The organism is Pseudomonas sp. CK-NBRI-02 (assembly GCF_008124495.1).
Taxonomy (GTDB): domain Bacteria; phylum Pseudomonadota; class Gammaproteobacteria; order Pseudomonadales; family Pseudomonadaceae; genus Aquipseudomonas; species Aquipseudomonas guariconensis.
In genome coordinates this window covers 43,380-65,709 of record NZ_VSJH01000003.1, presented here as the reverse complement: position 1 = coordinate 65,709, position 22,330 = coordinate 43,380, and the positions used below count along the sequence as shown (strand labels likewise).

Below are 22,330 nucleotides of genomic sequence, written 5' to 3'. Positions count from 1 at the left end.
CCCTGCAAGGAGCTGCACATCATGAGTCAACCGCTCGATACCCTCTGGTACACCCGCTGCCCCGTGCCCACCGGGCTCGGCATTGCCTTGCAGAAAGGCTGGCTGGAACAGGCCCTGGGCGACCAGGGCACGCGCATCCAGTCGCTACGTGAGTCCGCCAGCCAGGCAGTGCGTGAGTCGCATTTCGATCACAGCCTGCAGAACTCGGTGCGCCACGGGGGCAGCATTCCGGCCATCTGGGCCCGCGCCAGCGGGCGCGAGACTCGGGTGATCGGCTTGTCTTGGGCCGACGAGGTGCAACTGATCCTCAGTTTGCCGGACAGCGGCATCCGCTCCGTCAAGGACCTCAAGGGCCGGCGCTTCGGCCTGCCCCACTGGACTGGCGCACAGATCGACTTCACCCGCGCCCAGGCCATCCGCGGTCTGGAAAATGCCCTGCGTCTGGAAGGCCTGGAGGTCAAGGACGTGGAGTTGGTGGACTTCATCCAGGGCGGCACCTTCAGCGATGAAGCGCCCCAGCGCATCGCCGGTCTCGGGGCCTTCGGCGGCAGCCGCCGTGGCGGGCAGAACCCGGAGCTCACCGGGCTGCTGCGCGGTGAAGTGGATGCGATCTTCCTCAAGGGGGCTCATGCGGTGCAGCTGGCCCAGCAGTTTGGCCTGCACACGGTGATCGACACCGGCTCGCACCCTGAGCCGCTGGTGCGTTCGAACAACGGAACGCCGCGCACCCTGAGCGTCGATCAGCACCTGCTCGACCAGCACTTCGACAGTGCCGTGGGCATCCTCGGTGCGGTGCTGCGCGCCGAGCAATGGGCCCATGCTCACCCGGAGGACACCCGCCGCTACCTCGCTCGCGAAGCCAACAGCAGCGAGTATTGGGTGGTCCAGGCCTACGGCGAGGACGCGCACCTGCGCCTGCACACCGCGCTCGACGAGCGCGCCGCCACGGCCTTGCAGGACTTCACCGACTTCCTGCACCGCTGGGGCTTCATCCCCGAGCGCTTCGTGGTGCGCGACTGGATCGACCCGCGCCCGCTGGACGCCCTGCGCAGCGCCGTCGCCAAGCGCGCCAGCTGAGCATCATCTGGCCCCGGCGCAGGCTGGGGCCGACTGCCCATCCGCACAAGGCTCTTGCATGAACAACCCACTCGACACCCTCTGGTACACCCACAGTCCGGTACCCACGGGGCTCGGCATCGCTGTCGAATCCGGCCGACTGGCCCGGGCCTTCCAGCCCTGGGGTACGCGCATCCAGGCCCTGCGCGAATCCTCCGACCGCGAGGTGCGTGAGGCGCACTTCGACCATCATCTGCACAATTCGGTACGCCATGGCGGCAACATCCCGGCCATCTGGGCCCGCGCCAGCGGGCGCGATACCCGCGTGCTGGGCCTGTCATGGAGCGACGAGGTGCAGTTGATCGTCACCACCGCCGATAGCCCTGTGCGCGGTATTCGCGACCTGCGCAACCGCCGCTTCGGCCTTCCCAAGTGGGCCAACGTGCAGATCGATTTCACCCGTGCCCAGGCCATCCGGGGCCTGGAAAACGCCCTGCGCCTGGAGGGCCTGAGCCCCCATGACGTGGAGCTGGTGGACTACCCCTATGGCGGTACCTACAGCGACGACCCGGTGCGCCACGTGCACGGTGCCCAGGTCAGCCTCGGCGACCGTGTGCGCCAGCGCAACAACGAGTTGATCGGCCTGCTGCGAGGCGATATCGACGCGATCTTCCTCAAGGGCGCCCACGGCCTGCACCTGGCCGACGAATTCGGCCTGCGGGTGGTGGTGGACATCGGCTCGCACCCCGATCCGCTGGTGCGCGCCAACATCGGCACCCCACGCACCCTGACCGTCGACCAGCACCTGCTGGACCAGCACTTCGACGCCGCGGTGCTGATCCTCGACAGCGTGCTGCGTGCCGAGCAATGGGCCTGGGCCCACCCCGAAGAGACCCGCCGCTTCCTCGCCCGCGAGCTGAACACCAGCGAGTACTGGGTCGCGGCGGCCTATGGCGAAGACGCCCACCTGCGCCTGCGCACCAACCTGGCGGAGCGCTCCATCGAGGCCTTGCAGGACCTCACGGACTTTCTCGAACGCTGGGGGTTCATTGCGCGCCGCTTCGATGTGCGTCAGTGGATCGAACCCCGGCCGCTGGCGCACCTGCTGGAGAACGTCAATGTCGCCATCTAGGCCGCACGGCTTCATCGCCAGCTTCATGTTCCTGGCGACCTTCAGTGGCGCCACCATCGGCATGGCGAAGATCGTCACCACTCTGTACGCCATGCACCTGGGCGCCAGCCCGTTGCAGTTGGGGGTGATCTCGGCCATGGAGTCGCTGGGCATGGTGCTGCTGACCCTGCCGGCGGGCTTCGTCATCGCCCGCTTCGGTGCACGCCGGGTGTACTTTCTGGCCAGCCTCGGGCCGCTGCTGCTGAACTTGGCGATCCCGCTGTTCGCCCATTGGACCTGGCTGGCCGTGGCTCGGCTGCTGATCGGCCTGTGCATCCCGTTTCGCATCGTGGCCATGAACAGCGCCTTTCTGCGTCAGTTGCGCCACATAGGCCGCGACAAGGCCGGCTGGTATCGCGGCGCGCTGACCCTGGGCATGGGCTTGCTCGGCCCGTTACTGGGCAATGCCCTGAGCGGTGGCAGCTTTACGTTGGGCTTCGTGGTGATCGGGCTGTGCTTCGGCTCGATGGCGGTGTACAGCCTTGGTTTTTGGGAGCACGAAAACCCGGCCGAGACCGCCCCCGAGATTGACGGCGGCATCCTCGCCCAGTCCCGTGCCTTGCTCGGCCATGCCGAGGTTGCCGAGAGCTGCCTGATCGAACTGTTGTCCGGCGCCACCGGTGCGTTGTTCGGCACCTTCGTCATCGTGCTGGCCATGGAGGTCGCACACCTGAGCCAGGAGCGTGCCGTGAGTCTGGTGATGATCCAGGGCCTGGCGGCGGTGCTGGGCCTGTTCAGCCTTGGCCGCTTGGTAACGCGCGCGGGGCGGCGCCTGACCTACCTTGCAGGGCTGGGCCTGGCAGTGACGGGCCTGCTGCTGCTCGGTCGTGGCCAGGGCTATGCCTGGCTGGCCGCGGGGGCAGTGCTGCTGAGCGTGGCCAGCGCCCTGGCGCACTTGGTGAACATGGCGCGGATGAGCGACTCGCCGCTGGACAAGAGCAAGCTCTCGGGCCTGTTCAACCTGGCCGGGATGCTTGGCGGCTGTACCGGTGCCTTGCTAGGTGGGGTGATCAGCCACTGGATCGGCACGGCCAACCTGTTTTTGGCGTGGACCCCGCTGGTGCTGCTCACCGCCCTGTTCTGCTGGCTGCGCCACGTGCGGCGCGGTACGACCCCTGTCATCGTCGTGGAGGGCTGACTCGATGCGCACACTCCCTTGGCATCACCTGACTCTGCTCGTCTCGCCGCTGGCGCTGCTCGCGGCGTGGATAGTGCTGGCCGACAGCGGCGCCTTCCCGCGCCAGCTGCTGGTACCACCGCGCGAGGTCTGGCAAACCTTCGAGCAGTTGCTGGCCAGCGGCGAGCTGCGCGAACACCTGGGCAGCAGCCTGTCGCGCTTGGCCCTGGGCTTCGTGTTCGGCGCCGGCGCAGGCCTTGCCTTTGGCTGTGCCATGGCCCTGTCGCCCGCTGTCGAGGCCTATTGCGGGCCACTCTTCCATACCCTGCGCCAAGTCCCGTCGATTGCCCTGATCCCGATGTTCATCCTGTTCTTCGGCGTCGAGGAGACGTTCAAGATCGTGATCGTCATCAAGGCCACGTTCTTCCCTGTGGCCCTTGCGACCTGCGAGGGCGTGCGCGGCATCCCGCGCAGCTACTTCGAGGTCGCCCAGGTGCAGCGCCTACCCCTGCCGACCCTGCTCACGCAGGTCGCCTTCCCGGCCGCCGCGCCACCGATCCTCACTGGCCTGCGCATTGGCCTGAGCCGCGCCTGGATGGTGCTGGTGGCTGCTGAGCTGCTGGCCGCCGACAGCGGCCTGGGGCAGATGATCGAGATGAGCCGGCAGATGCTGCGCATCGATGTGGTGATGGTCGGTGTGCTGGTGACCGGGCTGGTGGGCTTCACCCTCGATCAAGGTCTAAGACTGCTGGAGCGGCGCGTGCTGCGCTGGAAACCCCTATGAACCGACTGATTTCATTGGCCCGCCGGGGCCGCGGGCTGGTACTGCCCCTGTTGTTGATCGCGGCCTGGGACATCGCCTCGCGCCAAGGCGCCAGCCAGGCCTATGCCTTCGTACCGCTCGAGCGCATCGGCCAAGGCCTGGTCGAGCTGCTGGCCAGCGGCGAGCTGTGGTTGAGCGTGCAGGCCAGCCTGCAACGCACCTGCCTGGGGCTGCTGTTCGGCGTGCTGGCAGGCTTCGCCCTGGGCGCCGGGATGGCCTCGTCGCGCTGGCTGGAGCGGCTCTTCGCGCCGTTGTTCCATGGCCTGCGCCAGGTTCCCATCCTAGGGCTGATCCCCCTGTTGGCGTTGTGGTTCGGCAGCGGCGAAGCGACCAAGGTATTGATCGTCTCTCTGGCGGCGTTCTACCCGATGACGCTCAACGCCTTCGAAGGCTTCAGCCACGTGGAGAAACGCTACCGGGAAGTCGGGCGCCTGTATGCCCTGTCGCCCTGGCAGCAGTTCGCGCAGATCCTCCTGCCTGGCGCTCTGCCCAGCTTGTGCAACGGCGTGTTGCACGCGCTGGCCTTCGCCTGGGTCAGTTCGGTGGGCAGCGAGCTGTTCCTCTCCACCGGCATGGGCCTGGGCAACCTGATGATGAACGCCGAGACCGGCTCGCGCATGGAGGTCATCGTGATCGGCGTGCTGTGCATCGGCTTGCTCGGCTATGCCATGAACCAACTGTTCTCCCGCCTCAGCCGGCACCTGCTGCGCTGGCGCGCTCTTCGTCGATAGGTGACCGTGATGACCGCATTGCTCAATTCCGTTCTACCCGCCTACACCCTCGGCCAACCCGGCGCCTTGCAGATTCGTGGGCTGAACAAGCACTACCAGATCGACGGCAAGCCGTTGCAGGTGCTCAAGGACATCGATCTGCAGGTGCTGCCGGGCGAGTTCGTCTGCATCGTCGGCGCCAGCGGGTGCGGCAAATCCTCGCTGTTGCGGCTGATCGTGGGGCTGGAGCAAGACTACGCCGGGCACATCCATCTGGATGGCGAACGCGTACAAGGCACCAGCCTGGACCGGGGCCTGGTGTTCCAGGATCACCGCCTGTTTCCCTGGAAAACCGTCGAACAGAACGTGGCCCTGGCCCTCAAGCCCCTGCGCCTGGGCAAACGGGAAAAAGCCGAACGGGTCGCCGAGCATCTGGCGTTGGTCGGCCTGCAAGGCTTCGAGCACGCCTACCCGCACCAACTCTCCGGCGGGATGGCCCAACGCGCAGCCATTGCCCGGGCGTTGATCACCCGGCCTAAGCTGCTGTTGCTCGACGAGCCCTTCGGCGCCCTGGATGCCCTGACCCGCATCCACCTGCAACGCGAGCTACAACGCATCTGGCTGCAACAGGGCAGCAGCATGATCATGGTGACCCATGACGTGGAGGAAGCCCTTTACCTGGGCGACCGGGTCATCGTGATGGACCCTCGCCCTGGGCGCATTCGCCATGAAGTGCGCGTGGAGCTACCGCACCCGCGGGAACGGCACGCGCCGCGATTGCAGAAGCTGCGCGACGAGCTGCTGGCCGAGCTCACGGGAGCCTGACGATATGGCGCCAGGTTGCTACCCAATTGCGTCACCGCGATTGAGACAGCCGCCCGGCTTGTGTTACGAGGTTCCTAGGCCCGCCGACCCGCAGCGGGTGAGACAAGGAATCTCGTACATGCCCACGCCAAGAACAATAATCGCCACCACCGCTCTGCTACTCGCCGCGCCCTTCCAGTTGGCGCTGGCCGATACCGCCCCCGCCAAGCCCAACCTGCTGACTGCCGCCGTCGCCTGGCGGCAGACTGCGGCCGAATACCGTGCCTTGTACTACCAGGGCTTCAACTTGGCCAAGCTGCGCCTGGACCAGGCCCTCGCCGAGCGCAAACCTGGTGCCAAGCCGCCAGCGATCATCAGCGACCTGGACGACACGATCCTCAGCAGCAACACCTACTGGGGCGCGCTGATGAACGAGGATAAGGACTTCTTCGACGATGCCCTCTGGGACCGCTGGGTCGCCGCCAACGGCCCGACCCTGACACCAGGTGCACTGGCGTTTCTCGAATATGCCAAGTCCAAGGGCGTGGAAATCTTCTATGTATCCAGCCGCGATCAGGGCGACAAGACCGACGCGTACGCACTCGAAAACCTGCGCGCACTGAAGGTGCCCTTCGCCGACAAAGAACACGTGACCATCCTGCGCGAAAGCTCCAACAAAGAGCCTGCGCAAAAGGCCATAGCCGAGCACCACGACGTGCTGCTGATGCTGGGCGACAACCTCAACGACTTCAAACGCCGGTACTACGTCGACAACGTCCAGCAGCGCGCCACGTTGCTCGATGAAGACCGTGCCCAGTTCGGCGATAAGTTCATCGTCTTCCCCAACCCGACCGACGGGCACTGGATGAAGGCGATCTTCGGGGAGTCCGAGCCTGCCGACACGCCCGAGAATCGCGCCAAATTCCGCGCGGCAGCGGCCTCGGGTGCCTGGAAGGCCAAGCCATAGGTGCTCGCATTGGGTGGACGCGCAGTGCATGTGCACACAGTTGAGCGGCGTTTGCCTGCCCCAGAGGCATGACCTTCGGGTAGCTGAGCGCTTCATTGGCTCTCGTTCAAACGGACGATGCGAGGGTTCGACCTCTGGGTCATGGTGGGTGCCTGCGCAGGTAGGCGTCCACTCTCAACCCGACAGAAAACCGAAGATGACGACATCCATTCGTTTCGAAGGCGGTACCGCGGTCATTACCGGCGCGGCCAGTGGCATCGGCAGTGGGCTGGCGCGGCATGCCGCCAAGCTTGGCATGCGTGTGGTGCTGGCCGACCTGGACCGCGACAAACTCGAGGCCGTCGCGGCCACGCTCGACACCGAGACGCTGTGCGTACCGACCGATGTGCGCAATCCGCAAGCGCTCGAGGCGCTGGCCGAGGCCACCTGGCAGCGTTTCGGCGGTGTCGATCTGCTGTTCAACAATGCCGGCATCATGGCCACGGGCTTTAGCTGGGAGATCTCACCGGAGCGCTTCGAAAACAGCTTTGCGGTCAATGTCCATGGCGTGCTCAACGGCCTGCGCAGCTTCGTGCCACGCATGCTAGAGCGCAACGCGCCGGCGCGCATCATCAACACCGCATCGGTGGGCGGGTTTTTGGCAAGCCCACTGATGGCGCCCTACTCGGCGACGAAGTTCGCTGTCGTCGCCCTGACCGAGTCGCTGCATGGCGAGTTGAAAATGCTCGGCACGCCCGTGGGGGTGTCGCTGCTCGCACCGGGCCCGGTGCGTAGTGGCATCTTCGACAATCCCTTTGGCGATGCGCTCGACCGCCCCGAAGTGCGAGGGTTCGTCGACACCATGCGTCAGATGCTGGACGCGCATGGGCTGACCCCGGACCAGTTCGCCGAACGGGTATTCGAAGGAATTCAGGAGGAACGTTACTGGCTCATTCCACAACCGCAGGTGCTCAATGATGCCCTGCAACGACGTGTGGAAGATATTCTCGCCGGACGTGAGCCGGTGATGCCGACGCTCTGACACTTACCATACGCACCGCCAACGGCACGAACGTCCAGGCGGTGCCCATCCCCCTGGTTCAGCCGGGAGCTTGCGCCTCTGAATGGCGTGGCGTATTGGAAACGGGAAAAACAAAAAAGGCCAAAGATAAAATCTTTGGCCTTTTCTGGAAGCGTTCCGGGATATCGGGTGACACCCCATGAACGCTGAATTTGGAGCGGGAAACGAGACTCGAACTCGCGACCCCGACCTTGGCAAGGTCGTGCTCTACCAACTGAGCTATTCCCGCGTCGTGATGGGTGCCATTGTAGCGATCTGCAAAACAACGTCAACCCTTTGATTCAAAAAAACTTTTACTTCTGCTCCGAGCCTTCGCGCAGGTGCGGCCAGGCAGCGACCAGGTAGTGGACCATCGACAGCAGCGTCAGGCCAGCGGCGACCAGCAGCAAGGCGTAGCCGAGCACCACCCAGAAGGTCAGCACCGGTGGATTGGCCAGCAGAATGACCAGCGCCAGCATCTGCGCGGCGGTTTTCCACTTGCCGAGGTTGGACACGGCCACATGCGCCCTCGCCCCCAGTTCCGCCATCCATTCACGCAGCGCCGAAACCACGATCTCGCGACCGATGATCACCGCAGCCGGCAACGTCAGCCAGAAATTGGCATGCACCTGCACCAGCAACACCAAGGCGACCGCGACCATCAGCTTGTCCGCCACCGGGTCCAGGAAGGCACCGAATGGCGTGCTCTGCTGCAGGCGACGGGCCAGGTAGCCGTCCAGCCAGTCAGTGGCGGCGGCAATGGCGAACACCGTGCTGGCGGCAATGTAGCTCCAGTGATAGGGCACATAGAACAGCAGGATGAAGATCGGGATGAGCAGGACGCGTAGAACGGTGAGCAGGTTTGGAATATTCATCGGTACGACTGGCTGCGGGTTGAGGGTGGCATTCTACTCGCTATGCAGGCTGGCATAAATCGACTCGGCAAGCTTTTTACTGATGCCTGGCGCCTTGGCGATTTCATCGATGCTGGCGCGGTTGAGCTCCTGCAGGCCGCCGAAATGTTTCAGCAGGTCACGGCGGCGCTTGGGCCCGACCCCGGCCACGTCCTCCAGGCTCGAGGTGCGCCGAGCCTTGCCGCGCCGGGCACGGTGGCCGGTGATGGCAAAACGGTGGGCTTCGTCGCGGATCTGTTGGATCAGGTGCAAGGCCGGTGAATCCCCCTTGAGGGTGAACTCGTGGGCCACGTCGTTGAGGTACAAGGTCTCGAAACCAGCCTTGCGCGTCACACCCTTGGCCACGCCGAGCAAGGTCAGGTCGGTCAGGGCAAGCTCCTGCATGACCTCGCGGGCCATGTTCAACTGTCCCTTGCCGCCGTCCACCAGGAGCACGTCGGGCAGCTTGCCCTCGCCGTCCTTGATGCGACCGAAGCGGCGCGTCAGGGCCTGGTGCATGGCGGCGTAGTCGTCGCCGGCGGTCACGCCTTCGATGTTGAAGCGTCGATAGTCGGACTTGAGCGGTCCTTCCGGGCCGAACACCACGCAACTGGCCACGGTGGCTTCACCGCTGGAATGGCTGATGTCGTAGCATTCCAGGCGCTGGGGCACTTCATCGAGGCCCAGCACCTGGGCCAGAGCCTCGAAACGCGCGGCCATGTGCTGGCGGTTGGCCAGGCGGGCGTTGAGGGCCTGTTCGGCATTGGTGACCGCCAACTGCTGCCAGCGTGCCCGCGTGCCACGCACCCTATGGCCGATGGCCAGTTCCCGGCCACGCAGGGTCTGCACCGCCTCGCTGATGGCGGCAAAGTCTTCGTGGGTCACGTTGACGATCAATTCGCCCGGCAGTTCGCGCTCGGCATTGCCCAGGTAGTACTGAGACAAGAACGCGGCCATGACCTCGGCCACCTCCTCCTCGATGCCCACCTGGGGAAAGAAGTTCTTGCTGCCCAGTACCCGCCCGCCCCGCACGCTGATCAAATGCACGCAGGCGCCACCCGGGTTGACGAAGGCGGCCACGACGTCGACATCCCCCGAGCCACCTTCCATGTACTGTTGGTCCTGCACTCGGCGCAGCAAGGCGATCTGGTCGCGCAACTCTGCCGCCTTCTCGAAGTTCAGGGCCATGGCGGCCTTTTCCATTTCGGCATTGAGCTCATTGCCCAATTGCTGGCTGCGGCCTTCGAGGAACATCATCGAATGGCGCACATCCTCAGCGTACTCCTCTGGCGTCACCAGGCCGACGCACGGGCCTTTGCAGCGCTTGATCTGGTATTGCAGGCATGGCCGGGTGCGGTTGGCGTAATAGCTGTCCTCACATTGGCGCACCGAGAAGGCTTTTTGCAGCAGGCTCAGGCTCTCGCGAATGGCGCCAGCGCTAGGGTACGGACCGAAGTAACGCCCCTTGGCCTTCTTGGCGCCACGATGAATGCCCAGCCGTGGGAATTCACCGTCGGAAAGAAAGACATAGGGGTAGGATTTGTCGTCGCGCAGCAGGATGTTATAGGGCGGACGCCATTCTTTGATCAGCGTCTGCTCCAGCAGCAACGCCTCGGTCTCGTTGGCGGTGATGGTGGTCTCGACCTGGGCGATGCGCCCCACCAGGGCTGCCGTCTTGGGCGCAAGACCCGTCTTGCGAAAATAACTGGCCAGGCGTTTCTTGAGGTTCTTGGCTTTGCCCACGTAGAGCAGCCGCGCCTCGGCGTCGAACATTCGGTAGACGCCTGGGCGACCGCTGCAGGTCGCCAGGAATGCACTGGCATCGAAGATTTGAGACATGGGGCCTTACAGACTTGCGTCAACCATACCGTGGCGAACGGCCAGCAAGGTCAGTTCGACGTCGCTGGTGACCGAGAGTTTTTCGAAGATCCGATAACGGTAAGTATTGACGGTCTTGGGCGACAGGCACAACTTGTCGGAGATGATCTGCACTTTCTGGCAGCCCACGATCATCAACGCGATCTGGATCTCCCGCTCCGACAAGGCATCGAATGGCGAGCCCTGGGGCTGGAACGACTTGAGCGCCAGCTGCTGGGCGATCTGCGGGCTGATGTAGCGCTGGCCGGCAAAGGCCAGGCGGATAGCCTGGACCATTTCGTCCAGCCCTGCCCCCTTGGTCAGGTAACCGGCCGCCCCGGCCTGCATCAGGCGCGTGGGGAACGGGTCGTCCTCACACACGGTGACCGCGACCACTTTGATGTCCGGATGGCTGCGCAACAACTTGCGGGTCGCCTCCAGGCCGCCGATGCCTGGCATTTTCACATCCATCAGGACGACGTCCGGCTTAAGCTCCCGGGCCAGCTTCAGTGCCGACTCGCCGGAATCCGCCTCCCCCACCACCTGCAGGCCATCGATATCGGCCAACATGCGCGTGATGCCGGTACGCACCAGATCGTGATCATCGACCACCAAGACCCTAATCAAACAGACACCTCGTCAATGGGGCGATTGGATCCCGCCACCTTAACAAAATTTTTCACTGCTGACCTAGTGACCTGGTTGGCTATTTCGCCTCCTAGCGCGCAGCGGTCACTAGGTCAATGCATCGTCGAAAATCACAGACCGACCCGATGTGCGTACCTGGCCACCATCGCGCTCGCCCGCCTCTCCAGCCAGACGCTGCAACAGGTGGCGCAAGGCAACCTGATCAGCTTCAGGCAGTCGGCGGAAAAGCGCCAGCACGCGGTCTTCATCGACGGTCAGGCTGTCCAGTGGGGCTGGGGTATGCGCACCACTGAGCACATAGAGCGCATCAACGCCCCGCTTGGCCAGCGCGGCCAGATAATCGACCCGCGGCGTGCGCTCACCACTTTCATATTTGCCCTGGGCATTGGGCTCGACACCGCCGATGTCGCCGAACACCCGCTGGGTGAGGCCAAGGCGCTCACGCTCTTCCCGCAGCCGCGGACCAATTCCACTCATTCGACTCCCTTCCCTTGCTGTCCATGAATCCCACGGAAATGGTGACCTTCGAGCAAGTGGCCATCACCCCGGATGGCACTATGCCAAGTGGGATCCAATCCTGGCAAGCCATCATTGCGCCATTGGTCACGATCCGTCTCGACAGTCAGCTTTTCGGCGCGACCCCGCGTTGCATACGCACGAAACAGTCGTCCTCGCCCATCTCGACGAAACCATGTCGCCGATAGAGCTGACGCGCAGGATTGCTCTTGAACACCATCAATCTGAGCAAGGGCAGCCCCCGTTGCCCTGCCCACTGGGCCAGGGTCTCCAATACCCAAGCGCCGACACCACGCCCCCTGTGCTCCGGCAGCAGGTGCAACTCGCGGATGAACAGGGCCTGACGATCCTGGCTGAGGCTGCAAAAACCCAGCACTTGCCCCTCCTGCGTCACCAGCCACTGTTCGCGCCAACCCCAGGCTTCGTCGAAGGCTTCCTCGATCCACAGCAGGTCGAACTCCCGGTAGTAAGGCAGCATGGCGCGCCGGGTCAGATCGCGGGCGAAGGTGCGGTAGGCGTCGGTGGCGGGGGTCAGTTCGAACGGCATGTGGAGCGGTCTTCCAGTCAATCTACGGGGCATAGCACACCGGTGAACTACCCGGTCCACGGCGCTCCAGTTCATCCTCCAGCCACCCGGCCAGCACCACGGCGTTATTGTGCTTGGTGTCCTTGCCGGCATAGAGCAAGGTCAAGTTGCCCTTGGCCGCCAGATCCAGCAGGGGGTACCAATGCTCGGGATGGGCCGCGAGTTCCTGCTGGTAGCGCTGGGTGAAACCGGCGAAATCAACCTCGCCATGATGAAACGCCTTACGCAACTCATCGGAAGGTGCGACCTCTCGCAACCATCGGCCGTGAAGGTCGTCCTTGCGTTTGTTGCGTGGCCACAGGCGATCGACCAGCACCCGCTGACCGTCCTCGGCCTCCATTGGATCGTAGACACGTTTGCAACGGATCACGACGTTCTCCTACGCCAGGCTTTCCCATCAGCCTAGGGCCTTCATTGACCAAGGTCACGTGCAGACTCTGAATTGCCTTCTATGCTTTGCCCGCCTGGCATCTTTGCCCGACGCCACCCGGAGCCCTCCATGGCAACCTCGTCACTGGCCAACCAGACCGACCTGGCCCACTGCGACGTCCGCCCGCCGTTGTCGCACAGACCCGGCCGCGGCACCCTCACGCTGTTCATCGGCCTGCTGCTGGCCGCTGTGGCTTACACCGCCTGGAGCCTGAAACAGGATGTCAGCGCCAGCGGCACCGTCGTTACTACCTTCACTCCCTTCCTGCTGCTGGGCCTGGCGCTGCTGATCGCCCTGGGCTTCGAGTTCGTCAACGGCTTTCATGACACGGCCAATGCGGTCGCCACGGTGATCTACACCCATTCGTTGCCTGCGTCGGTGGCGGTGGTATGGTCTGGCCTGTGCAATTTCCTTGGGGTGCTGCTGTCCAGCGGTGCCGTGGCCTTCGCCATCATTGCGCTGCTGCCGGTGGAGTTGATTCTGCAGGTCGGCTCAACGGCCGGCTTTGCCATGGTGTTCGCCTTGCTGCTGGCGGCAATCATCTGGAACCTGGGCACCTGGTGGCTGGGTCTGCCAGCCTCGTCCTCACACACCTTGATCGGCTCCATCATCGGCGTCGGCGTGGCCAACGCCCTGATGCATGGCCGCGCAGGCACCAGCGGGGTGGACTGGGCCCAAGCCGGCAAGGTGGGCTATGCCCTGCTGTTTTCGCCGCTGATCGGCTTCGCCTGCGCCGCCTTGCTGTTGCTGGCAATGCGCCTGCTGATCAAGCGTCGCGAGCTATACCAGGCACCGCAAGGGCAGACACCTCCCCCCTGGTGGATCCGCAGCGTGTTGATCCTGACCTGCACCGGCGTGTCGTTCGCCCATGGGTCCAATGATGGCCAGAAAGGCATGGGGCTGATCATGCTGATTCTGGTGGGCACCTTGCCAATGGCCTACGCGCTGAACAAGACCATGCCCACCGAGCAGGCACAGCAGTTCTCTGTCATCGCCCAAAGCACCCGTCAAGCGCTGGTGCGCAGTGCGCCTCAAGCAGCACCGGGCGACCCCCGTCAGGCGCTGGTCGCCTTCATTGCCGAGCCCAAGGCGAGCCCGCAGCTGGTCCCCGCCTTGGCCGCACTCAGCGGGATGATCGGCGAACAGGTCAAAGGCTATGGCTCGCTCAACCGAGTGCCAGCCGAAGCCATGGCCAACATACGCAACGACATGTATCTGGCGAGCGAAACCATCCGCCTCATCGACAAGCAACAGTTGGCACGCTTCGACGCCGATACCCACCGCCAGATAACGGTGTTCAAACAGCAACTGGACGATGCCACCCGCTATATCCCGCTGTGGGTCAAGGTGGTGGTCGCCATTGCATTGGGCCTGGGCACGATGGTGGGCTGGCGACGCATCGTGGTCACGGTGGGGGAAAAGATCGGCAAGACCCACCTGAGCTATGCCCAGGGCGCCTCGGCAGAAGTGGTGGCCATGTGCACCATTGGCGCGGCGGACCTGTTCGGTCTACCGGTGTCGACCACCCACGTGCTCTCATCCGGTGTCGCGGGGACCATGGTGGCGAACGGCTCAGGCGTCCAGCGCCGGACGCTGTTCAATCTGTTGATGGCCTGGGTGTTGACCTTGCCGGCAGCAATGTTGCTGGCCGGATGCCTGTACTGGCTGCTGTGCCAGGTATTCTGAAGGTTCAGGGCCGCGTCGCGACCCTGAACACCTGCAGACTCAGCCCGGAATCTTCAGGCCCCGCTGCACGGCAGGCCGGGCCAGGAAGGCCTCCAGCACTCGCTGCACCTGCTTGAACTCATCGAACCGCACCAGCTCCCGTGCGTTGTAGCGCTCCACCAGGTTGCGCACCCAGGGGAAGATGGCGATGTCGGCGATGCTGTAGTCATCAACCATCCATTCGCGTCCGGACAGATGCCGGTCGAGCACGCCCAGCAGACGCCGGGATTCATTGACGTAGCGGTCCCGCGGGCGCTTGTCCTCGTACTCCTTGCCCGCGAAGAAATGGAAGAACCCAACCTGGCCGAACATCGGCCCGATCCCGCCCATCTGGAACATCAGCCACTGCAGGGTCTGGTAACGGGTGGCCGGGTCCTGGCTGAGCAATTGGCCGGTCTTCTCAGCCAGGTACTGCAGGATCGCGCCGGACTCGAACAGCGGCAATGGCTGACCGTTCGGCCCGTTGGGGTCGAGGATGGCAGGAATCTTGTTGTTGGCGCTCAAGGAGATGAACTCAGGGCTCATCTGGTCATCGTTGTCGAAACTGACCTTGTGCACTTCATAAGGCAGGCCGATCTCCTCCAGCATGATCGAGACCTTGACGCCGTTGGGCGTGGCCAAGGAATACAACTGCAGGCGCTCGGGATGACGCGCCGGCCATTTGCGGGTGATGGGAAAAGCGCTGAGATCGGTCATGGGCACTTCCTGAAAACGAGGAAATGACCACTGTAGGGGTAACCCGGTGGTTTGGCCATCGGTTGTTAATGGGGATTTCGCCGCCATGCGTGGGAGTGGGTTTAGCCGCGAATACGTTGGTGAATCCACTACCGCATTCGCGGGTGAACCCGCTCCCACAAAGACCGTGCAGTGTTTCCGATGGCGCGCCCGTGGATGCGCCATCCGTCACATCAGTAGCGCGTCGGAACGCGCTCTGCACCCTTGGAAATGATCACTTCCACACGACGATTGAGCTGCCGGGAATGCGCATCGGCATTGGAGGCAACCGGGTATTCCTTACCATAACCGCCAGTGGTGATGCGGCCAGGCTCCACGCCCTGACGGCGTAGCGCCATCGCCACGGAAGCGGCGCGCTGTTCGGACAGCTTCTGATTGAACGCATCGCTGCCAGTGGCATCGGTGAAGCCTTCTACCAGCACCTTGCGTTCAGGGTTGTCGTTGAGGAATGCGGCCAGCTTCTGGATATCGCGGTCGCTGCTCGGACGCAGTTGCGCTCGCCCGGTGTCGAACAGCACATCGCCGAACGTCACGACGGTGCCACGCTCGGTTTGCTGGGACTTGAGCGATTGCAACGCCTTGAGCTGGGCGGTACGCACCTGAAGGCGCGCCTCGGTACGCTGGGCCTCGATACGCTGAAGACCGGCCTCGGCCTGACGCAGCACGATGGTCTGCTCGGCCGTCTCGATCTTGCGGTTGGCCAGGTAGGCGAGCTGCTCGACCTGCATGTCCTTGCGGTCCTTGAGCGAGGCCAGCTCCGCCTTGCCAAGGGCACGGTAGGCTTCCTGGGTCTCCAGGGCGGCAAGGCGGCTGGCGTCAGGCTTGCTTTGCAGGACCGAATACGCCTCGCGGGCCTCCAGCAAGCTTGGGTTTTCTGGCGTCGCGCTACAACCGGCCAACGCCAGTGCGAGTACCGAGACACAAGGCAACAGATACGATTTCGACATGGTCAGCTCCTTATTCGGCGGTCACGGCAGGCAGTGTGTCGGGTGCTTCGAGCATTTCCCGCTTGAGCACTTCGATGCCTTCGCGGGCGGCACTGAGTTGTGCCTGTGCCTTGCTCGCCTGGGCCTTGCGCTCGGCGAAGCTGGCATCGGCCTCGGCTTGTTCGGCGAGGGTGCGGACTTGATCCATGTCCTGCTGGCCCATGGCCCGCTCCATGGCATTGAGTTTGTCTTGGGCCGCACGCATTTCGACGGGCGCATACTGGGTCGCATCGGCAGCCACGGCACGATTGACCGCGTTACGGGTCAGCTCGATCTGTTCTGTCGGCACGACAACACTGGCGCAGCCGCCCAGGGCCAATAACAGGCCGCCCAGAGGCATGAGATTGCGGATGGATCTGGCACGCATGAAAACAACTCCTCGGTGCAAGGCGCATGGGCACGGAGCTCCCGCCGCGATCACGCACGCGTTTGCATCAGGGGGGTAGGAAAAGTCTCGGATGCTCAGCAGAACCTCGCCTGCGTCGCAAAGGCGAGAGTGGGAGCTTTATGTGGGATTAAACGAACATCCAAGACCGTCGGTTGCGAAAACCAGACCAGCCTATTCGTAACCCTGGACGAGCCGCATAGGACTCACCTGACAAGCCCGTAAGGTTTTTCAACGAATTGGGGCATTAACCACTCGGCAGACGGCTCAGGACCGTCTGCCGATAGCAGCACTCAAGACAAACCATGGGCCTTGAGCTTGAGCTTCTCGGTATCCACGCGCACGAACACCGAGTCAGCCGTCACGGTCAGTACATCGCCTGCCCAGACTTCGCAGATGACCCGGGTCTTGCGCCCGACTTCACCTTCGACACGTGCTTTGAGCACCAGCTCCACGCCCATCGGCGTGGGTTTGAGGTACGTCAGGCTGAGGGTGCCGGTGACACAATCGATTCGCGGCAGGCTCCCCGCTTCGCGTCCTTCGGCCCGGTAGTGATAGGCCATGGCCGTCCAGTTGGAATGGCAATCCACCAGCATGGCCAGGAAGCCACCATAGACCAGCCCCGGCCAGCCGATGAAGCTGCTGTCGGGCGAGTGGCGACAGACCAGGTGAATACCATCGTCATCCCAATGACTCTTGATGTGCAGTCCGCTGGGGTGCGAGCAGCCACAGCCGTAGCAGGTGCCCTCAGGGGCCGCCAGCTCCTGCTGGGAAAGTACGTGTTCGTTCATATGCGTCCTGTGCTTGTTGGTATGCGGAGAAGACGCCACCGATGGTAGCGCCCCACCCTTCCCCCGCCAACGACGAGGCTGCGCTGGCAGCCTCGTTCTGCGCTACCGATCCGTTGCCGGGGCCAGCACCGAGATACCACGCCTGCGGGTCAGGGCAATCAGCAGGATGAAGCAGGTCACCCCCGCCGTCATCAGCGTCTCGTAGCGATAGGCATCGCTGAACAGCATGTAGCCAAGCACCATGACGATCAGCCCGATCACCAGCCAGGTCAGCCAAGGGAACAACCACATCTTCAGCGCAAGCTCCGTGCCTTCGCGCTCGGCACGCGCCCGCATGCGCAACTGCGACACGGCAATCACCAAGTACACCAGCAAGGCGATGGCGCCGGTGGTCGACAACAGGAAGCCGAACACCTTGCCAGGCAACACATAGTTGACGAAGCAACCGGCGAAACCTGCCAGGGTCGACAGCACGACTGCCACGGTCGGCACGCCATTGCCGGAGATACGCTTGATCATCCGCGGCGCCTCGCCCCGTGCACCCAGCGAATAGAGCATGCGTGAGGCGGTGTAGAGACCGGAATTCATGCAACTGGTGACCGCCACCAGCACCACCAGGTCAACCATCAACTTGGCACCCGGCACGTTCAGCACCTCGAGTACGCGCTGGAAGGACCCCACTGCTTTAAGGCCAGGGTCGTTCCAGGCCACCAGCGACACCACCAGGAAGATCGAGGCCAGGTAGAAGATGGCGATGCGATACACCACCAGGTTGGTAGCGCGGCGAATCTTGTCTTTCGGGTTGGCGGTCTCGTCGGCCGCAATGGTGACGATCTCGGCGCCGAAGAACGAGAAAATCGTAATCAACACGCCGCCGAGCACCGTGCCAAAGCCGTTGGGCATGAAGCCGCCGCTGGCCCACAGATGGCTGACACCGGAGACTTCCGCCAGCGGCCAGACGCCGAATACGGCCATGCTGCAGATGCCGATGAACGCAAGAATGGCGATCACCTTGACCAGCGCGAACCAGTACTCGAATTCACCGAAGTTCTTCACGCTGATCAGGTTGGTGGCCGACAGCACGACCATAATCAGGAACGCGAACAACCAGGACGGCACGCCGGGGAAGTACGCATGGAGGATATCCGCGCCGGCAATCGCTTCGACCGGGATGATCAGCCCCCAGAACCACCAGTACAGCCAACCGATGGTGAAACCCGCCCAGGGTCCGATGGCCTCGGCGGCATAGGTGGAGAATGAACCACTGTTGGGATTGGCAATCGCCATTTCGCCCAACATGCGCATCACCAGCAAGACCAGCAGGCCAGTCATGGCGTAGGAAATCAGGATCGCCGGGCCCGCGGTGGCGATGGCGTTGGAAGAACCGATGAAAAGGCCGGCTCCGATGATGCCGGCGATGGAAATCATGGAGACCTGACGCGAGGTCAGGCCATGTTGCAGCGAGCGTTGTTTTTTTGGGTGTGGCGATGCCATGGGGAACCCTCGAATGGGTCGGCCGCCGCCAGCGGCGGCTGAAAAGGGAGCAGAAGGCAAAAATCGTTGCTTTCGTGTTCTTGTTGTTTTCGGTCCGATCAGGCGCAGGCCCTTATCGATGCCGTGCAGTCGGACGCTGGCATTTGCCGATGGCAAATAACATTTCAGCCGCGCCGAGACGTTCGAACGCGTCGACAGTCATTGTTCTTCTCCTGTTTCAACAGCGGGTTGTCATCGTTGATATAGGTCAGTATTAATCTAATAAGACGAGGTCAACAAACGACCTTTTCGAAGCACATGATTCCGTTGCGGAATGAAATCCTTCCAAATTCACGGGGTACTCACCGCTCATGTCAAAACGACTGATGCCTTCTTCCACCGCCCTGCAGTGCTTCGAAGCGGCCGCTCGTCATCTGAGCTTCACGCGGGCGGCGCAGGAACTGCACCTGACCCAGAGCGCCGTGAGCAAGCAAGTGGCGCAACTGGAGGACATGCTGGCGCACCCGCTGTTCCAGCGCATCCGCAGGCGCCTGCAGCTGACACCGGCCGGCGCGCTGTACCTGACCGAAGTGAACAAGATCCTCACCCAAATCGACATCTCCAGCCGCTACATCCTGAGCTACGGCGATGAAACCGAGGTGCTGCGCATCGCCACCCAGCCGACGTTCGGAGCCCGCTGGCTGGTGCCCAGGCTCAAGGGTTTCGGCGATCGTCACCCACGTATCCACCTGGACATCCGCAACGAGCTGGAACCTTTCGACCTGGTCCAGTCCAAGGCGGACATCGCCTTTTTCTTCGGCCAGGGCACCTGGCCTGGCGCGACGTGCATCGAACTGTTCAGCGAGGCAGTGGTGCCGGTGTGTGCGCCATCGCTACGGGCCCAACACCGCTTCGACAGCGCCGAAGCATTGACCCAGCATCGCCTGTTGCAATGCGCTTCGCGGCCCGAGGCTTGGCATGAGTGGTTCCTGGGCCTTGGGTTGCATAGCGAAAACAGCTATCACGGCCCACGTTTCGACACGTTCTACCTATGCATCCGCGCCGCCATCGCAGGTTGCGGCATCGCCCTGATCCCGCGATACCTGGTCGCCGAAGAGCTGGCCGAAGGCAAGCTGGTGGTGGCCTGGGACCACCCGGTACCCAGCAATGGCAAGCACTTCATCGCCCATGCCGAGCATGCGGCGGAGGTACCGAAGGTGCGGGCGTTCGTGCAATGGATCCTGGAGCGGGTGGCACAGGGGGACTGAAGTTTGTCGTGGCCGCTGGTGACAGACCGCGCTGGCGCGCAGGAGGCTAGCCTTGGAAAAGCAAGAATTTTTGGAATGACCGCAATCGAATAATTCGTTTGCGAAACGACACTTCGCCGCGCTTGGATAATAAGAAAATCAAACCAAGGTTTGCGTGCACATGAATCAGGAAAGTATCAGTCAGTCCATTGCAATTGTTCATCCGATTACACTTTCCCATGGCCGCAATGCCGAAGTCTGGGACACCGATGGCACACGTTACATCGACTTTGTCGGCGGTATCGGCGTTCTGAACCTGGGCCATTGCAACCCAGCCGTGGTCCAGGCCATCCAGACCCAGGCCACACGCCTGACCCACTATGCGTTCAATGCCGCCCCCCATGGTCCTTACCTGGCGCTGATGGAGCGTTTGCAGCACTTCGTGCCGGTGAGCTACCCCCTGGCGGGGATGCTCACCAACAGCGGCGCCGAGGCTGCGGAGAACGCGCTGAAAGTGGCCCGTGGCGCCACCGGCAAGCGCGCCATCGTCGCCTTCGACGGTGGTTTCCATGGTCGCACCCTGGCCACCCTCAACCTCAACGGCAAGGTCGCGCCGTACAAGCAACGCGTGGGTGAATTGCCCGGGCCGGTGTACCACCTGCCCTATCCCAGCGCCGACACCGGCGTCACCTGTGAGCAGGCGCTCAAAGCCATGGACAGGCTGTTCAGCGTGGAACTGGCGGTGGAAGACGTCGCAGCGTTCATCTTCGAGCCCGTGCAAGGCGAAGGCGGCTTCCTGGCGCTGGACCCGACCTTTGCCCAGGCACTGCGCCGCTTCTGCGACGAGCACGGCATCCTGATCATCATCGACGAGATCCAGTCTGGCTTCGGCCGCACCGGTCAGCGCTTCGCCTTCCCTCGCCTGGGCATCGAGCCTGACCTGTTGCTGTTGGCCAAGAGCATCGCCGGTGGCATGCCACTGGGCGCGGTGGTCGGCCGCAAGACAGTCATGGACTCGCTGCCCAAGGGCGGCCTGGGTGGCACCTATTCGGGCAACCCGATCGCGTGCGCGGCAGCTTTGGCCAGCCTGGAGCAGATGACCGACGAGAATCTCGCGACCTGGGGAGAGCGCCAGGAGCAGGCCATCGTGGGCCGCTACCAGCGCTGGAAGGCCACCGGGCTGACGTCGGCGCTAGGTCGCCTGACCGGCACCGGAGCGATGCGCGGGCTGGAGCTGGTCAACGCCGACGGCAGCCCCGCGCCAGCCCAACTGGCCAAGGTACTCGAGTCGGCCCGCGCCAAAGGCCTGCTGTTGATGCCAAGCGGCAAGGCGCGGCACATCATTCGCCTGCTGGCACCGCTGACGATCGAGCCGCAGGTCCTCGAAGAAGGCCTGGATATCCTCGAACAGTGCCTCGCCGCGCTGGGCTGACGCGTTAGAGGCCCAACTCTTCCGGGGTGAGCATGTCGGACTCGAAGGCGATCCAGCCGCCTTCGAGTTCGGCGTGGCCATTGACGATCGGGCCGTAGTAGGTCAGGCCGTTCTCCAGCGTCACGCAGATGTGCGTGGCAGACTTTTCCGGTGCGGCCAGGGTGCCGACGAAGTGCACCTTCTTCAGCGTTTCGGTGACCGCTTCCAGGCCCACGCGCATGTTGGGGTTTTCCATGGCTTCGGCATCACCCCCACGGTCTTCGGCGCTGACGGTCACGGTGGCGATGTAGGGGTACTTACTCAATCGGGTTGCCTCATAAGAAAGGGACGGCGCATCGGGCGCCAAGGGTGCGTAGGTTACGGCAGGCGATGCGCGCGCGCGAGTACCGCGCGCGCATTTGCCCGGGCAAACCGCTCGTTCACAGGCATCCGCCCGTCCCGAGACCGCAGCCCCGAAATCTGTTAGGGTGCCCGCCGATGCACGCCCCACCACACGAGGATCCCGAGTGAGCGCCGAAGAACCCCTGATCGCCGACCTGTTCGAAGTCGACAAACGCCTGAGTCTCAAGCCCGTCGTGGACTTCAACGCCTACCTGCGCAATGCCTTCGGCGAAGGCGCCTGCCGCTGCCACCGCTGCCTGGAACGGGGCGGCGACGAAAGTGACTACAGCCACCAGCACTCCTTCGCACTCGAAGGCCGTACCATGCACCGGCGCTTCGCCAACACCGCGGGGAGCGATGTCCTGCTGGTGCTGAAGAAGGCCTGGCTGTCCTACACCAAGAACGATCTACCACTGACCGGCGCGCTGGACCTGGCCACCGTCAAGACGTTCACCGAAACCGCCCTGCACGAGCGTCTGCTGGCCCTGCTGCCAGCCAGCGGCCTGGCCCGCGAAACCGACGGCCAGTGGCACTTGCAAGCCCTGGCCGACTGACCCG

Annotated in this window: 24 protein-coding genes and 1 tRNA gene; 12 read left to right on the top strand and 13 right to left on the bottom strand. The window is 63.5% G+C overall.

The window, feature by feature from the left end; all coding sequences use genetic code 11:
• The first annotated feature begins 21 nt into the window (after positions 1-21).
• From DQ397_RS02900 to DQ397_RS02865, 8 genes are all read left to right on the top strand, one after another.
• Complete coding sequence (locus DQ397_RS02900) at positions 22-1,077, top strand: ABC transporter substrate-binding protein (RefSeq protein ID WP_043209220.1); 1,056 nt, start codon at positions 22-24, stop codon at positions 1,075-1,077.
• A gap of 58 nt (positions 1,078-1,135) precedes the next feature.
• Entirely contained in the window at positions 1,136-2,188 is a 1,053-nt protein-coding gene (locus DQ397_RS02895) for an ABC transporter substrate-binding protein (RefSeq protein WP_043209218.1), read from the top strand.
• Complete coding sequence (locus DQ397_RS02890) at positions 2,175-3,365, top strand: MFS transporter (protein WP_043209216.1); 1,191 nt, start codon at positions 2,175-2,177, stop codon at positions 3,363-3,365. Before DQ397_RS02895 ends, DQ397_RS02890 begins: the two co-directional genes overlap by 14 nt.
• 4 nt (positions 3,366-3,369) lie before the next feature.
• Positions 3,370-4,128 carry an ABC transporter permease gene (locus tag DQ397_RS02885; RefSeq protein WP_178113766.1) on the top strand — a complete coding sequence of 253 codons (759 nt, stop codon included), beginning with the start codon at positions 3,370-3,372 and terminating at the stop codon, positions 4,126-4,128.
• On the top strand, positions 4,125-4,898 hold the full coding sequence (locus DQ397_RS02880; RefSeq protein WP_178113765.1) for an ABC transporter permease: 774 nt from the start codon (positions 4,125-4,127) through the stop codon (positions 4,896-4,898). Before DQ397_RS02885 ends, DQ397_RS02880 begins: the two co-directional genes overlap by 4 nt.
• A gap of 9 nt (positions 4,899-4,907) precedes the next feature.
• Positions 4,908-5,702: an ABC transporter ATP-binding protein gene (locus DQ397_RS02875; RefSeq protein WP_043209210.1), complete on the top strand. Its 795-nt coding sequence runs from the start codon at positions 4,908-4,910 to the stop codon at positions 5,700-5,702.
• Between the two features lie 118 nt (positions 5,703-5,820).
• Positions 5,821-6,648, top strand: a complete 828-nt coding sequence (locus tag DQ397_RS02870; RefSeq protein WP_043209208.1) for a 5'-nucleotidase, lipoprotein e(P4) family — start codon at positions 5,821-5,823, stop codon at positions 6,646-6,648.
• A 196-nt stretch (positions 6,649-6,844) separates the two neighbouring features.
• Positions 6,845-7,669: an SDR family NAD(P)-dependent oxidoreductase gene (locus tag DQ397_RS02865; protein ID WP_043209205.1), complete on the top strand. Its 825-nt coding sequence runs from the start codon at positions 6,845-6,847 to the stop codon at positions 7,667-7,669.
• Positions 7,670-7,861: 192 nt separating this feature from the next.
• On the opposite strand, the gene DQ397_RS02860 is transcribed toward DQ397_RS02865, so the two are convergent.
• The 7 genes from DQ397_RS02860 to DQ397_RS02830 all read right to left on the bottom strand — a co-directional run bounded on the left by DQ397_RS02860 (position 7,862) and on the right by DQ397_RS02830 (position 12,557).
• A tRNA-Gly gene (locus tag DQ397_RS02860) sits at positions 7,862-7,937 on the bottom strand.
• Between the two features lie 64 nt (positions 7,938-8,001).
• Positions 8,002-8,562 carry a CDP-diacylglycerol--glycerol-3-phosphate 3-phosphatidyltransferase gene (gene pgsA, locus DQ397_RS02855; RefSeq protein WP_043209203.1) on the bottom strand — a complete coding sequence of 187 codons (561 nt, stop codon included), beginning with the start codon at positions 8,560-8,562 and terminating at the stop codon, positions 8,002-8,004.
• A gap of 33 nt (positions 8,563-8,595) precedes the next feature.
• On the bottom strand, positions 8,596-10,419 hold the full coding sequence (gene uvrC, locus DQ397_RS02850; RefSeq protein WP_043209201.1) for an excinuclease ABC subunit UvrC: 1,824 nt from the start codon (positions 10,417-10,419) through the stop codon (positions 8,596-8,598).
• A 6-nt stretch (positions 10,420-10,425) separates the two neighbouring features.
• Complete coding sequence (uvrY, locus tag DQ397_RS02845; protein WP_043209199.1) at positions 10,426-11,064, bottom strand: UvrY/SirA/GacA family response regulator transcription factor; 639 nt, start codon at positions 11,062-11,064, stop codon at positions 10,426-10,428.
• Between the two features lie 108 nt (positions 11,065-11,172).
• On the bottom strand, positions 11,173-11,562 hold the full coding sequence (locus tag DQ397_RS02840; protein WP_043209197.1) for a helix-turn-helix domain-containing protein: 390 nt from the start codon (positions 11,560-11,562) through the stop codon (positions 11,173-11,175).
• Positions 11,563-11,707: 145 nt separating this feature from the next.
• The gene (locus tag DQ397_RS02835) at positions 11,708-12,148 is read right to left on the bottom strand and encodes a GNAT family N-acetyltransferase (protein WP_043209194.1); all 441 of its coding nucleotides are present in this window, start codon (positions 12,146-12,148) and stop codon (positions 11,708-11,710) included.
• A gap of 22 nt (positions 12,149-12,170) precedes the next feature.
• The gene (locus DQ397_RS02830) at positions 12,171-12,557 is read right to left on the bottom strand and encodes a DUF488 domain-containing protein (protein WP_043209192.1); all 387 of its coding nucleotides are present in this window, start codon (positions 12,555-12,557) and stop codon (positions 12,171-12,173) included.
• Positions 12,558-12,686: 129 nt separating this feature from the next.
• Between DQ397_RS02830 and DQ397_RS02825 the strand changes: the two genes are divergently transcribed.
• Positions 12,687-14,303: an inorganic phosphate transporter gene (locus DQ397_RS02825; RefSeq protein ID WP_043209190.1), complete on the top strand. Its 1,617-nt coding sequence runs from the start codon at positions 12,687-12,689 to the stop codon at positions 14,301-14,303.
• 39 nt (positions 14,304-14,342) lie between these two features.
• Here DQ397_RS02825 and DQ397_RS02820 read toward each other — a convergent pair whose 3' ends face one another.
• The 5 genes from DQ397_RS02820 to DQ397_RS02800 all read right to left on the bottom strand — a co-directional run bounded on the left by DQ397_RS02820 (position 14,343) and on the right by DQ397_RS02800 (position 18,733).
• Positions 14,343-15,038: a glutathione S-transferase N-terminal domain-containing protein gene (locus tag DQ397_RS02820; protein ID WP_043209187.1), complete on the bottom strand. Its 696-nt coding sequence runs from the start codon at positions 15,036-15,038 to the stop codon at positions 14,343-14,345.
• Between the two features lie 212 nt (positions 15,039-15,250).
• Positions 15,251-16,024, bottom strand: a complete 774-nt coding sequence (locus DQ397_RS02815) for an OmpA family protein (RefSeq protein ID WP_043209186.1) — start codon at positions 16,022-16,024, stop codon at positions 15,251-15,253.
• Positions 16,025-16,034: 10 nt separating this feature from the next.
• Entirely contained in the window at positions 16,035-16,430 is a 396-nt protein-coding gene (locus DQ397_RS02810) for a DUF4398 domain-containing protein (protein WP_043209184.1), read from the bottom strand.
• Between the two features lie 311 nt (positions 16,431-16,741).
• Positions 16,742-17,239: a PaaI family thioesterase gene (locus DQ397_RS02805; RefSeq protein ID WP_043209182.1), complete on the bottom strand. Its 498-nt coding sequence runs from the start codon at positions 17,237-17,239 to the stop codon at positions 16,742-16,744.
• Positions 17,240-17,341: 102 nt separating this feature from the next.
• Positions 17,342-18,733, bottom strand: coding sequence for an amino acid permease (locus DQ397_RS02800; RefSeq protein WP_043209180.1), 1,392 nt, complete (start codon positions 18,731-18,733; stop codon positions 17,342-17,344).
• 350 nt (positions 18,734-19,083) lie between these two features.
• Between DQ397_RS02800 and gcvA the strand changes: the two genes are divergently transcribed.
• Both gcvA and DQ397_RS02790 read left to right on the top strand, forming a co-directional pair.
• Complete coding sequence (gcvA, locus tag DQ397_RS02795; protein ID WP_043209178.1) at positions 19,084-19,980, top strand: transcriptional regulator GcvA; 897 nt, start codon at positions 19,084-19,086, stop codon at positions 19,978-19,980.
• A gap of 160 nt (positions 19,981-20,140) precedes the next feature.
• Positions 20,141-21,391 carry an aspartate aminotransferase family protein gene (locus DQ397_RS02790; protein WP_043209177.1) on the top strand — a complete coding sequence of 417 codons (1,251 nt, stop codon included), beginning with the start codon at positions 20,141-20,143 and terminating at the stop codon, positions 21,389-21,391.
• Between the two features lie 4 nt (positions 21,392-21,395).
• Here DQ397_RS02790 and DQ397_RS02785 read toward each other — a convergent pair whose 3' ends face one another.
• Complete coding sequence (locus tag DQ397_RS02785; protein WP_043209175.1) at positions 21,396-21,695, bottom strand: hypothetical protein; 300 nt, start codon at positions 21,693-21,695, stop codon at positions 21,396-21,398.
• Positions 21,696-21,897: 202 nt separating this feature from the next.
• Between DQ397_RS02785 and DQ397_RS02780 the strand changes: the two genes are divergently transcribed.
• The gene (locus DQ397_RS02780) at positions 21,898-22,326 is read left to right on the top strand and encodes a hypothetical protein (protein ID WP_043209173.1); all 429 of its coding nucleotides are present in this window, start codon (positions 21,898-21,900) and stop codon (positions 22,324-22,326) included.
• The last annotated feature ends 4 nt before the right edge of the window (positions 22,327-22,330 follow it).